Source organism: Desulfobacter hydrogenophilus (assembly GCF_004319545.1).
Lineage (GTDB): Bacteria > Desulfobacterota > Desulfobacteria > Desulfobacterales > Desulfobacteraceae > Desulfobacter > Desulfobacter hydrogenophilus.
Genome location: NZ_CP036313.1, coordinates 3,440,995 through 3,454,106 on the forward strand (window position 1 = coordinate 3,440,995; position 13,112 = coordinate 3,454,106).

At 44.3% G+C, this 13,112-nt stretch carries 8 protein-coding genes, 1 tRNA gene, 1 other RNA gene and 1 pseudogene; 10 read left to right on the top strand and 1 reads right to left on the bottom strand.

Annotated elements, in window-relative coordinates; translation table 11 throughout:
* Nucleotides 1–14 precede the first annotated feature (14 nt).
* The 8 genes from rpoD (at nucleotide 15) to EYB58_RS15405 (ending at nucleotide 7,594) form a co-directional block, all read left to right on the top strand.
* The gene (rpoD, locus tag EYB58_RS15370; protein WP_111957350.1) at nucleotides 15–1,889 is read left to right on the top strand and encodes an RNA polymerase sigma factor RpoD; all 1,875 of its coding nucleotides are present in this window, start codon (nucleotides 15–17) and stop codon (nucleotides 1,887–1,889) included.
* Nucleotides 1,890–2,069: 180 nt separating this feature from the next.
* Nucleotides 2,070–2,146, top strand: a tRNA-Ile gene (locus EYB58_RS15375).
* Between the two features lie 175 nt (nucleotides 2,147–2,321).
* A complete protein-coding gene (locus tag EYB58_RS15380; protein ID WP_111957450.1) occupies nucleotides 2,322–3,137 on the top strand; it encodes a Nif3-like dinuclear metal center hexameric protein in 816 nt (271 codons plus the stop codon).
* A 14-nt stretch (nucleotides 3,138–3,151) separates the two neighbouring features.
* Nucleotides 3,152–3,862, top strand: coding sequence for a zinc ribbon domain-containing protein (locus tag EYB58_RS15385; RefSeq protein WP_111957348.1), 711 nt, complete (start codon nucleotides 3,152–3,154; stop codon nucleotides 3,860–3,862).
* A gap of 34 nt (nucleotides 3,863–3,896) precedes the next feature.
* An RNA gene (gene rnpB, locus EYB58_RS15390) (RNase P RNA component class A) lies at nucleotides 3,897–4,324 on the top strand.
* Between the two features lie 26 nt (nucleotides 4,325–4,350).
* Nucleotides 4,351–5,661, top strand: a complete 1,311-nt coding sequence (locus tag EYB58_RS15395) for an HPr family phosphocarrier protein (protein WP_111957346.1) — start codon at nucleotides 4,351–4,353, stop codon at nucleotides 5,659–5,661.
* A gap of 5 nt (nucleotides 5,662–5,666) precedes the next feature.
* Entirely contained in the window at nucleotides 5,667–6,437 is a 771-nt protein-coding gene (gene ispD, locus EYB58_RS15400) for a 2-C-methyl-D-erythritol 4-phosphate cytidylyltransferase (RefSeq protein ID WP_111957344.1), read from the top strand.
* A gap of 218 nt (nucleotides 6,438–6,655) precedes the next feature.
* Nucleotides 6,656–7,594 (top strand): ABC transporter substrate-binding protein, encoded by a 939-nt coding sequence (locus tag EYB58_RS15405; protein WP_111957342.1) that lies wholly within the window; start codon nucleotides 6,656–6,658, stop codon nucleotides 7,592–7,594.
* 86 nt (nucleotides 7,595–7,680) lie between these two features.
* Here the strand turns inward: EYB58_RS15405 and EYB58_RS15410 are convergent, their stop codons facing one another.
* Nucleotides 7,681–9,321: a hypothetical protein gene (locus EYB58_RS15410; RefSeq protein WP_111957340.1), complete on the bottom strand. Its 1,641-nt coding sequence runs from the start codon at nucleotides 9,319–9,321 to the stop codon at nucleotides 7,681–7,683.
* 331 nt (nucleotides 9,322–9,652) lie between these two features.
* Between EYB58_RS15410 and EYB58_RS15415 the strand changes: the two genes are divergently transcribed.
* Together EYB58_RS15415 and EYB58_RS15420 are read left to right on the top strand one after the other, a co-directional pair.
* The gene (locus EYB58_RS15415; protein ID WP_111957338.1) at nucleotides 9,653–11,716 is read left to right on the top strand and encodes a serine protein kinase PrkA; all 2,064 of its coding nucleotides are present in this window, start codon (nucleotides 9,653–9,655) and stop codon (nucleotides 11,714–11,716) included.
* 120 nt (nucleotides 11,717–11,836) lie between these two features.
* A pseudogene (locus EYB58_RS15420) lies at nucleotides 11,837–13,021 on the top strand (DUF444 family protein); the annotation flags it as partial.
* Between the last annotated feature and the right edge of the window lie 91 nt (nucleotides 13,022–13,112).

Here is a 13,112-nt window from a genome sequence, read left to right on the forward strand (position 1 = left end):
TTTGGGAGGCGTATATGGCAGAAAAGACCAGCAAATGTGAGCAAGGCGTGATGATGATCGGCAAAGACGAAATGCGCAGGCTCATCAAAAAGGGAGAGGAGACAGGCGTCCTGTCCTTTGCCGAAATAAATGACGCCATTTCAGAGGATTTGCAATCCTTTGAACAGATAGATGATATTATTATTCAGTTTCAGAAACTGGGTATTGAATTGGTTGGTGACAGAGGCGAGGAAGGGGCTGCCATGAAACCGGGTAAGGCCAAAAATCCCAAAAAAACGGCCCGGTTATCAAAGAGCAAAAAAGTCAAAAGCTCCGGGTCCCGTAAGGGTAATGATGATGAAGATGATACGAAGAAGAAAGGTAAAAAGGGAACTCTTTCTTCCGGGCGTGAACGTTCCGACATGGAATTTGGTGCCGTCACTGATCCGGTGAAGATGTATCTTAAAGAGATGGGTATGGTAACCCTGCTCAGTCGTGAAGGTGAGATTGAGATTGCCAAAAAAATAGAGGTCGGGGAACGGGATGTACTGCGGGCTATGCTGGATTGTCCTTTGGCGTTGAACACCATTTTTATGTACGGTAAAAAAATGGAAGAAAAGGCCATGCGTCCCAAGCATGTGCTCCGAGACGTGGACGAGGGAGACGGGGTGGTTGATGAAGTCACCAAACAGGAAAAATTTCTTGAATCCTTAGCCCGGATAAGAAATTTGCATGACCAGAATCAGTCCTGTCGTGACGAGCTTGAAAACATTAGGAAAGGTACAAAAAAACACAGCAGTCTTGGAGAACAGATTGACAGCAACACCGAAGAAATTTTTGAGCTGCTTAAAAGCTGGCGATTTGAATCCAATGTCATTGATAATATTGAAAAGAGTATCAGAAACACAATCACTTGGTTTAAAACCGTGGACAATCTGCTTGCCAGGTGTGCAAAAACGTTTAATGTCCAGCCCAGTACCATGATGAAACAGACAAAAGACCCGGCTGTTTTTGTTGAATGGGCCATGTCCAGACGCGAAATTACCCCGGATCGTGCTACTATTCTTTTTAATGATATTAAAGCGTTGTGCGATCAGATTACCGAAAAAAATGATCTGGTCAAAGGCAGCGTGGATGACCTTAATGCAATTGTTCAAGGGATTGAAATAGGTCGTAGAAAAGCGGATGCCGCCAAACGTGAACTGGTCCGCGCCAACCTACGGCTTGTGGTAAGTATTGCCAAAAAATATACCAATAGGGGACTGCAGTTCCTTGATTTGATCCAGGAAGGCAATATCGGTTTGATGAAGGCCGTGGATAAATTTGAGTATCGCCGGGGATATAAGTTTTCTACATATGCCACCTGGTGGATCCGCCAGGCCATTACCCGTGCCATTGCAGACCAGGCCAGAACCATCAGGATTCCGGTTCATATGATTGAAACCATTAACAAGCTGATTCGTACCTCCCGGTATTTGGTTCAGGAGATGGGTAAGGAACCTTCCCCTGAAGAAATTGCCGAAAAAATGGAAATTCCCATTGATAAGGTTCGGCGGGTGCTTAAGATAGCCAAGGAGCCTATTTCCCTTGAAACACCCATTGGTGAGGAAGAAGACAGCCATCTTGGAGATTTCATTGAGGATAAGAAATTTTCTATTCCTTCCGAGGCCGCCATTGATTTAAGCCTTGCCGAACAGACGCGTAAAATACTGGCAACGCTGACGCCTAGGGAGGAAAAAGTCTTAAGGATGCGTTTTGGTATCGGAGAAAAGTCTGATCATACCTTAGAAGAAGTTGGAAAGGATTTTACCGTTACAAGGGAGCGTATTCGTCAGATTGAGGCCAAGGCGTTGCGTAAGCTGCGTCACCCGACCAGGAGTAAAAAGTTAAAAACATTTATAGAAAATTAGTGTCTGAACAAAATCCATGTTTGGACACTTTGATAGAGTGGTGTATGCCCTCAAAATGACCAGGTGCAAGGCGAAGATGTATAACTTTATTGCTCAAGTGCTAATTAACGCTTGACAGTAAACAGGTGTTACTATATATATTGCAAATTTGCTTGTAACGCAGTACCAAAGCGGCTTTTCGGGCCTATAGCTCAGTTTGGCAGAGCCACCGGCTCATAACCGGTCGGTCCCTGGTTCGAATCCAGGTGGGCCCACCAAAGAACTTGTTCATTTATGAGGTCTTAAACAGGAGAGAAGCCGATTGATATGTTAAGAAGAGAGGAAGGATGACCAGGTCATACATGGATATGCCTGTAAAGCAATACGAAAATAGACTAAATCTTAAGCGTGGAGTGTACTCCACGCTTTTTTATTTTGAGACTTATTGAACGCATGCTCACGGTAAGACAGATTATTGATATTGTAGATCAAATTGCACCTTTTTCCCTGGCGGAATCCTGGGATAATTCAGGACTTCAGGTCGGTGATCCAAGGTGGCAGGTGTCCAAAATCCTAATTGCCCTGGATGTCACAGACAAGGCACTGTCCGAAGCGGAAAAGTTGGGGTGTGACATGCTGATTACCCATCATCCTCTTATCATGTCACATGAAAAACAGATTGATTTCAGCAGGATGCCTGGAATTGCCATCCTGACCAGTGCCAGATCCCGAATTGCCGTAGTTAGTGCCCATACAAACCTGGATAAAGCCCAGGACGGTTTGAACGACTATTTGGCCCAAAAATTGGGCATTCGGTGCACAGATGTTTTTCTTGCCGATGCAATGAATAATGAATCTGCGGGCCGGATTCAGGGGCTTGGACGCATTGGGCATCTTGGTGGAGCCATGACACTTGAACAACTGGCGTGCCGGATTAAAGGAAATTTGGGAATTCCCCAGGTCAGGATTATTGGCAATCCCGGAAGCATGGTATCAACAGCAGCACTGTGTTCGGGTTCAGGCGGCTCTTTGACAACTCAATTTTTAGGCTCAGGAATGGATGTATATATCACAGGCGATTTGAAATATCATGAGGCGCGGGATATAGAGTCCTATGGTAAATGCGCTGTTGATGTCGGCCATTTTTCTTCCGAATCCATTGTCGTTGAGCTTTTGAAAAACCGTCTTGGGCAGATGTTTGATGCCGGAAAATATGAAATTAGCATTAATACATATGATCAGGAACAAGATCCATTTTTAACCATATGAGGATGTAACACCTTATGTCAAAACCAGATATTGCCACCCTAGTAAAACTTCAGGAGGCTGAAACTCAAATAGTCCGTCTTAATGACGTACTGTACGAGGTTGAAAAAAAGAAAACCAAACTGGCATCCAGGCTTAAACAGTTTGCAGCCGCGCTTAAGGAAAATGTCGAAGAGCTTGAAATACTTAAAAAAAATTGTCTTGACAGTGAAAATGAAATCAAGATTGTTGATGCGCGTATTATTAAAAGCAACGAAACTCTTCGCAATGTAAGCACAAATAAAGAGTATCAGGTTTTGCTCAGGGAGGTGGATGATAACAAAAAAAGAAAAGATGCAATAGAAACAGAGCTCTTACAGATCATGGAAGAGCGGGAAAAGTCCCAGGCTATTGTGGATGAAAGTACAAAAGAATATCAGCAGCTTGAAGAACAGGTTAAAGCCGAACAGAATCAGATTGAAGAACAAACCATTAAAGACCGTAAGCTTCTTGAGGAATATCTTGAAAGCCAGAAAGAAATAGGTACAAGCCTGGATCCTAAACTTTTAGATCGATTTAAACGCATTTCCAAAATGAATCAGGGATCTGCCGTTGCCCAGGCGCAGGATCAGGTATGTTTAGGGTGTTTTATGAATATTCCACCTCAGCTTTATATTGAAGTTCAGCGTGGAAATCAGTTAATATTTTGTCCCCAATGCAGCCGAATTCTTTATTATGAGAAAAGCTGATACTTTAAATTGAAGAAAAATTTTTAATTTCGGTCTGACTGGAACAAACGGTCGCCGGGCGAATTATTGCCGGGAGGAAAGTCCGAACACCGCAGGGCAGGACGCTCCATAACGTGGAGTCACGGTGACGTGAAGGAAAGTGCAACAGAGAGTAGACCGCCCAGTTACTCATTGAGTCGAACAGTTGTTTTTAATGGTGATGTCTGTTCGATTGAATGAGTAGCTGGGTAAGGGTGAAACGGTGCGGTAAGAGCGCACCAGTTTTCCGGGTGACCGGGAAAGCTTGGTAAACCCCGTCCGGTGCAAGACCAAATAGAGAGACGCTTGAGGGCTGCCCGCCCAAGTCTCCGGGTAGGTTGCTTGAGATGTATGGCAACATGCATACTAGATGAATGACCGTTGATTTTTTTGTGGGTAACCGCAAAAAGGTAACAGAATTCGGCTTACGGGCCGGTCAGACCGAAATTTTAAATACTGAGTAAATAGCTATGAATGACACTTGTGACATATCTTTTAAAGAAAAAGCAAATATTTTTTCATATGAGTATCTTCAGTGCATTTTGTTCATTGTTGAATTGAATGACGACAGTTATCTTTTTACCAAGAAACTGTGTTCAAAACTAATCATTACCTCCCACATCATGGAGGATTTTCTTGATTTTCACGGTGCAAAAAAAAATAAGGATTGGGTGTTTTACCGTGCAATATCGGCAGCAATTCGACACCTCTCCCTTGCATGTTATTCCCAGCGCCACACCCTGGACCGGTTCGACTTTTACGATTTCGGGGATCAGAACCACAGTGCCTTTAAACAGGAAGCACTAGATATGCTTCGATTTCTTCAGGATGCCATTCACCAGGCAGCACCCGTTGCCCTTAGGGAGGCAACACGTTTGGGTATCACCATCCCGGAATCCGGTTATGACCTGGATTATTTTCCCGGCATTGCCACTGCGAGCCAACTAGAACATAATATTGACGACGCCATACCCAAAAGCAATCAGAAAAAAAATCTGACACGAATCTCCAGTCAGTTTCTTGAACTGATCCGGGATTTTGAACAATTTACCTTTTACGAACGTTATGACCTTGAAACCATTTATAAGCTTGTTCCTGATATTATCAACGAGGTGACAATCAGAGGCTATGAGATGCGGGTTCATAATATTCAGTCTTCCTTTGATTCCTATGTAGTCACGACATTGCAGTCCCCCGATGCCAAACTTTTAGGCCAGTTGCGAAGTCATTTTTCCATCGTATTTCATATTCTGCAGGTTTTGGGGCGTTTGCTTCATTTTTATGAGCGTCACCTGTATGCTACCGGATTTAAACATGTTTATAAAAATATTAGTCTGTCTCTTTCCGATCTTATTGATCCGGATGCTGTTTTGGACCGGGCCACGAATTACTGTTTATATTATGCAGGCCGTTTTTTATCCTCCGGCAAGGCTGTGGCCACAAGGGTTTTAAACAAGAATATGGAATCAGGCACAATTGAAGTGGGTATCCCCAAAGACAGGGGCTTTCACAGCCGACCAAGTCTTTTGGTTGCAAAAATCGTTCAGCATTACGGCGGAGAAGTCAAACTTCATGTGGGAAAAGACCAGTTTGATGCCTCTTCGGTCCTTGATATTCAATGGGCCGGGGGGAAAATTAAAAAAGAGGAGATTGAGACGGTCGTCTTTACCGGAGATTCCAGGGCGTTGAGTGATTTGAAAATTCTTTCCAGTGTCAATTACGGTGAAGACCATATGGGTAAGGGCATTCCCTTGCCCAGAGAATTGAGCTATTTGATTTAAAATTTATGTCTACCGCAAAAAGTAAAGAGACATTTAAACATATTGCCGTTGTTGTGGCGGGGGGGAAAGGACTGCGCATGCAGTCCACTGTTAAAAAACAGTTCATTGATCTGGAAGGTGTCCCGGTAATCGTCCATACACTTGCGTCCTTTGACGCGCACTGCCGGGTAGATGAGATTATTCTTGTGGTTCCAGAACAGGATCTGGATTTTACCTGCAACGACCTTTTGCACAGATTTTCATTTTCCACACCGTTGCATATTATTAAAGGAGGCGTTACTCGTCAGGATTCTGTGGGCAACGGACTTAATAAAGCGTTGAAACTTTGTGCGCAACCTGAAACAACATTGGTTCTGATTCATGACGGGGTGCGGCCTTTTGTAGGTGGAAATCTGATTGATCGGTGCATTGACGGTGCGTTGGAAAACGGTGCCTGCATTCCGGCCCTTGGTATCTTTGATACGGTAAAAAAGGCTGATGAAAATGGCAATATACTCTGCACCCTTGACCGGGATGGGCTGTTTCGAGCCCAGACGCCCCAGGTTTTTCGCCTGGACCTGATTGTCAAGGCTGCTTCTCATGCCCGGAATACCGGCTTTTGGGGTACGGACGAAGCGTCGGTCTGCGAACATGCGAAAATACCGGTGGCGATGGTGGACGGTGGATCGTTTAATATTAAACTCACATCTCCCCAGGATTTGATTTTCGCAAGCATAATTATTCAAGCAAAAAAAGAGGCTGAATTAACCGGGCACTCGGATTTTTTTTTTAGTTAAAATTTATATACCGCGTCATTATCAGGACTTCATATTCTGCAACGTTGGGGGTTTACTTTGTCGCGAAATTATGTCAAATTCGAATTTAAATGCTGCGCAAAATCCGGTAATCAAACAGTTCAAAGCCTTTTTAAGATTGACTTTGAATTAAAGTTATCATAATCGTAAATGATATTCAGCATTATTTATTATATTTAATCATCCCGGAGGTGCCTGAAATGGCGGAAAAACCCGCGATAAAGATCGGATATCTTAAAATCACTGATCATTTCATTCTCGGTGTAACAGCTCGAAAATTACAACAAGGTATGGAAACCTTTCAACACTGCACACTGGAACCTGTGGTCAAAAACGGGTGGAATGAAGTTGCTGATGCCCTTTCCGTAAAATCCTTGGACGGGGCACTGATTTTGGCACCGACAGCCATGGATCTTTTCAAATCCGGTGTTGATCTCAAATTATTGTTGTTAGCCCATAAATCCGGCAGTGTTCTGGTTAAAAATAAAAGAGCCAACATCAATTCTGTTGAAGATTTCGCGGGTAAGACCGTGTTGATTCCATATCAGCTCTCCATCCACAATATGCTGTTTCACAAGCTGTTATCGGAGAAAGGCTTAAAACCCGGGCGTGCCACGGAAAAGGGAATTGATGTCACCCTTGAGGTTGTTGCACCTTTCCAGATGCCCGAAGCTCTTGAGTATGACGAAGACGGCGAAATCGGCGGGTTTATCGTAGCTGAACCATTTGGTTCCCAGGTTATAGCCGCCGGGCATGGTGAAGAATTTGAGCTGTCAAAAAATCTGTGGGCCAAGCATCCCTGTTGTGTTTTTGTCATGCGTACCGAGATTATTGAAAAGCATCCCGAAGCCATTCAGGAAATTTGCACAAGCTTTGTCCGGTCCGGGCTTGCCATTGATGCCCAGCCTGAGCCGGCTTCAATTATTGGTGCTGATTTTTTTTCCCAGGATAAGGATATTATCCGACGGGTGCTTACAGATCCGCCTGACCGGATTCTAACAGGAGAACTTTATCCCCAAAAAGAAGATCTTGATGTGATCCAGAAATATATGATGGATAAAATGAATATTATGACCTCTCTTATTGATTTGGATAAATTTGTGGACACCCGTTTCGCCGACGTTGCAGGCGCAAAATAAAGGTCCCAATCAGTTGTTAAATTGCTTTTATGTATTGTGGTGGGTTGGGGCCCATGTTGTTGATAGACCGAGCCAGTTCATGGCTGTTATTTTGCAGAATCAATAAAACCGTATATTTTTTCTATGGCCTTTAATCCCCAGGCCGGTTTCCCGGACAGGGTCGCGACACCTTCGCGGTTGAGGCGATCCGTTGTTTGCTGAACGGTAAGGTCTTGTTCCTTTAATTCAATAATGATTTTCATGACGGCAGCCTTGTATTTTTTTATATCCTGATCCGGCGAAATATCCGGTTTTATTAAGGGCGTTTCCGTAAGACGATCCGTGGGATCTCCAAAATTGTCTTTTTTGCCAGAGGTTGTGGCGGCTGATGTTTGGCTGTTGTCTGCTTTATTTATCAGCGCAGACAGGTTATCCATTCCAGGAGGGGCATCAACTGACTGCTCAGCCGGGTCTTGTCTTTCCTGGTTTGAACTATCTGCATCCGATACCAGGGACCAAAGATCATCAGCCTGGATGTCAACTTCAGGCGTAACCTGCCCTGATTTTTCCCCTGATTTTTCCCCTGATTTTTCCCCTGAGTCATCCACAAGACTGAACAGATCATCCATCGTCTCCTTGGACTGTGCAGGTTTTTCAATCAGAGTGGATAGATCGTCTAAATCCGCAACGGCCTTTTCACCGGCAGATTCAATACGCTTGGATAGATCATCTATATTTTCATCAAAGTCCTGGGGGACATCGAGATCCATATCCACAAGGCTGAACAGATCATCTACATCGTCATCTTTATTATCCGCTTTATTCTCAAGGAAATTAGACGAAGACAAATCAGAATCAACCAACTTTGACAAATCATCCATATCATTTGATAGATTTTTTATATCCGGTGTTGACGGCGCTTCTTCCAGCAAGCTTTCAAGGTCGCCAAGGTCGCTGTATGGATCTGATACAGAGTTTATCAATGAGGATAGATCATCAATATCTTCAGATGTCAGTGCTGTTTCATTGATTAGCAAGGATAAGTCATCCATGTTGGAAGAACCGATGTCACCAAGATCCTTGTGGTCCTGATACTCGAATGGATCTTCCATGGGGACTGGATTCTCAAGCAGATCTTCTTTTTCATCAAAATTGGTATCTAAAAGGCTTTCGTCAAGCCCGGATGATTCTTCCAGGGCCAGGGTTTCCACAGCACGGCCGGCAATTTTCATGGCCTCTGGAGTCTTGCCGTGTCGCTGATTCATCTCCTGCAATGCCTGGGCAATATTTATCATTGCATCGGCTTTTTTCTCTTCAGCGGCAGCACGTTTTTCCATTGCATCGGCTTTTCTTTCTTCTACCCGGACAAGTGATTCCTGGGCTAAAGCAATACGGTTCTGTTTTTCGATATATGCCTGGAACATATCCTTGAACATAGATACAGACTCTATACCTACTGGGATTTCCCCTTGGTTCCCGGCAGGATGTTGTACGCTTGTTGTGGCTTTAAGCATTTTTGCTTCCTGTGCAAAGGACGTTTCAATCTGCTCGGGCAGCATACCTGTATCCAGAAACTTTTTGATTTTTAAAAGGGTGGCAACCGACTGTTTTGTGTAATATGTTTCATTGTTGACAAGTTGTGTGGTAAGCCAAGGGCGGAATCGATGTAAAATAAACTTTAAAGTGGCTTTACCCATATTCAGTTTATCTATTAGATCTTCAATGGTCAACAGCGTTGAATGGGTCATTATTTCCCTCATTTGCGACAGTTGATTAAGTTTATCTTTATATTGTTATCATAAAATCGATGAGACCAAAAGCGTTTATAGCAAAGGCGAATTAAGGGAACGATAGTATTTGACACCTTTTTTTTCGCTTGATATATTTTTTCTAAGTAAATTCTGTTTTAAAATATTAAAAAGCGCAAATTTTCAAACTTGACTAAAACGTTTGCACTATATTTTTATTTTCCGGAACGCTAATGTTCATTTAACCTATTCGCCCGGAAAAGAAGAATTCAACTAATTCCAACCAAAGATTTGGCAGCACTTGCCGCCTTTGCTGCCCATGGAGGGTAAAATGGCCACTACAACAGATCCTAAGAGCTTTAACCATCACGTCGAAGCCGTTAAAAAGGGAACCCGGATGTTTGAGGATGCATTCCAGGGGGTCTCCCGTATGATTTTGGACGCCGGTATCCGCAAGGTCACGGTCAAGGGCAAGACCACCTACCAGTTTGACCTGTTCAACGGAGGCAAAAGGCATCTGGTGGGCATGTATGACGAAATCAATTCCTTTGTCTCTTTTGTCAAGGATGCCTCCGAGGGTGGGTCTTCCAGGGAAATGGCTTTTGTCCTGGTGGGCGAGCCGGGGAATGGAAAAACTTTTTTCGTTGACTACCTGTGTGCCCGGTACCGGGAGTTTTTATCTATCCCAAAGAACATGAAATATACGTTTCGCTTCAAGAATCTTGACCGGTTGGGTGGATATGGGAAAATTAGTGTCATTGAGTCCCAGACCTATGAGGATCCCATGATTCTTGCGATGAGCTTTAAGGGAAGCAAAGATGCCTCCATGAGTTATCTTTCCAAAACATTCAAATTCAAGGGTAAGGAGATAGAAAGCCTTTATGAAAAGTATCGTCCTTTAGGTGCTTGTTCAGCCTACATTTGGAATCAGATTCGGGAATATTGTGATAATAACTCTGATCAAATGATGGAATTCATCGAAATTGTCCCGGTACCGTTGATAGAAAGTCTTGGCACGATTACCGGTAAATATCCGGCCAAAGATAAGATCACCTCTTCGGCCGTGGATCTTATGGGGGAAGAGTCCATCCAGCGTCTGCTGCATATTCCGGATTCCAACAACCCCTACCGGTTTGATCTGCGCCGGGGTGCTTTGGCCCGGGTAGCCGGTGGCGGCATCCATTTTGCCGACGAAATTTACAAAAACAAAAAGGATCTGGTGCAGGTGTATCTTGGTGTGATCCAGAACCGTACGATTGAACTGGATGGTTTTAAATGGCCCATTGACACCCTGATTATCGCCACCTCAAATAATTCCGAGTTTAACACCTTTTTGATGGAACGTGAGGAAGCACCCATTGTTGACCGGTGCCGGATTTGCTATGTGGCCCATAATACGGATTATAAACTTCAGAAAACGTTGACCGAATATGCCATCGGTACAGATGTCAAGCGTTCCCTTGACCAGGAAGTGCTTCACCAGGATCCAAATTTGAACTATGCCGCATCCGTTGCTGTGGTGCTGACCCGTCTACCCCGGTCCGACAAACTCACCCCGGTTGAAATTATGAAGCTTGCCGCAGGGGAAGTGGCTGGTGAAAAAAGCCTTAAAACCCTGGCCGAGCTCATTGATCAGCTCAACCAGGATACGGATATAACCAAACGCTTCGGCCAGAAAGGCTTGGGTCAGAGAAATCTTGGCCGGGCCGTACAGCTTCTTCTGGAATCATCTGAAACCAATGAAGGAAAGTGCATGTTTGCCCTAGATATTTTTAACGCACTGGAACGGGTGGTACTTGATTATGTTCATGAACCTGCTGACCGGGCCAAGTTCATGGAGGATTTAAAAATCGCAAAGGGCCTTTATCGGGAACGCATTATGACAGAAATGTTTAATGCATATATGGACGAACCGTTGGCCATCAAAAAGGATGTACTCAACTATGTAAATATGATCATTGGTGTGGATGCCGAGCACCTTGGACCTGATATGATGTGGAAGTACAAGGACCCCCAGACAGGCGAGCTTCGGGCCCTTAAAATTGATGAGCGATATATTAAAAACGTTGAGGAACGCCTGGGTCTTAAAACCGAAGAACAGCGGGCCTCCTTTAGAAATTCCATTAGAAAAATATATGGTCAGAAGCTGTCTGTGGATGCCAACTATGACTTCATGGACAACCTGGAATTGGTTAAAGCCATCACCGATGTCCGGCTTAAATCCGATATTGCCGGTGCTGGCTCTTTAATTGGAGCGCTGGCCAACCGGACCAACGAAGAAAATCAGAAACTGTATGACAGAATGATTTATACCATGGATCAGAAGCTTGGATATTGCCCTACTTGTGCCCAGAAAACCATAGAGTATTTCTGCAGCCAGGAAGATGACAATTAGTGTAGATCCAGAAATAGTCTTTTTGCCCAATTGTGAGCGAAGTTTTTTTCTAACCTGCGTTGGATGAAAATTTTTATTTCTGGATAGGCACTATGTAACGGCTCACAAGATACACCACACACAGCAAAGGGGAAGCGTATGATAACCCTTGATGAATTATTGGAACGCGATCGCCAGCGGGAAGAAGACGGATTCAAGCGTAAGATTCGTATAGGCCGCATTGTTAAACCAGGTACCGGGAGCAAGGAAAAAATTATTGTCGTTCCCACCACCGTGGAAGAAAAGTTTATCCACGAGGAACCTTCCTTTGACCCGCAGACCGGAGAGGGAGAACCTTCCAGCGGTACCGGAGAAGGAGAAGAAGGCGATATCATCGGCGAACAACCGGTGCGCCCGGATGAAGGAGAAGGCGAGGGTGCCGGAGAAGGAGAAGGAGAAGGTCAGGGGGGCGAACATGAGTTCGAGTCCAGTGCCTACGAATTAGGCAAGGTATTGTCCCAGGACTTCCAGCTCCCCAACCTCCAGGATAAAGGCAAAAGGCGGGCACTATCCCGCTATACCTATGACCTGACAGATAAACATCGGGGTATGGGCCAGATCCTGGATAAAAAAGCAACTTTAAAAGAGATTGTCCAGACCAATATTGCCCTCGGCACAATTCCGGATGTCAGCGACATAGATCCGAGCCGGTTTATTATTTCCCCCCGGGATCTTGTTTACAGGATTTTGTCCAGGGAGAAAGAATATGAATCCCAGGCCATGATCTTTTTCCTAAGAGATTATTCCGGTTCCATGGGCGGCAAGGTGACCGAGGCGGTAGTTTCCCAGCATGTGATGCTTTATTCGTGGCTGCTGTATCAATATGACAGACAGGTGGAAACCCGTTTTATTCTCCATGACACCCAGGCAAAGGAAGTTGAGGATTTTTATAAATACCACTCTTATAAGGTAGCCGGGGGAACCAAGGTATATACCGCTTTTGAGATGGTGAATCAAATCGTTGAGCAGGAGAGCCTGGATAGAGACTACAATATCTATGTTTTTCATGGGACCGATGGCGATGACTGGGATAAAGATGGCGTCAACACCCTAGAACAAATGGAAAAAATGATGCGCTATGCTGCCCGGATAGGCATCTCCATTGTAGAGCATTCCTATGTAGGAACAGGACAGACCGAAGTTGAAAAATACCTAAGAAAATCCGGAATACTTGAAAAACATAAGGAGCACATCAAGCTGGATGTTATGAATGAAAATGTGGATGATACCAGAATTATTCAGGGAATTAAAAATCTGATTTCCTGATAACAGCCATGGGCTTACTTGGTTTTTCCCCGTGGTGCAGCCCACAACGAAAGTGGAAAGATCTATGTAGGTTACACAGACTTTCTTATAA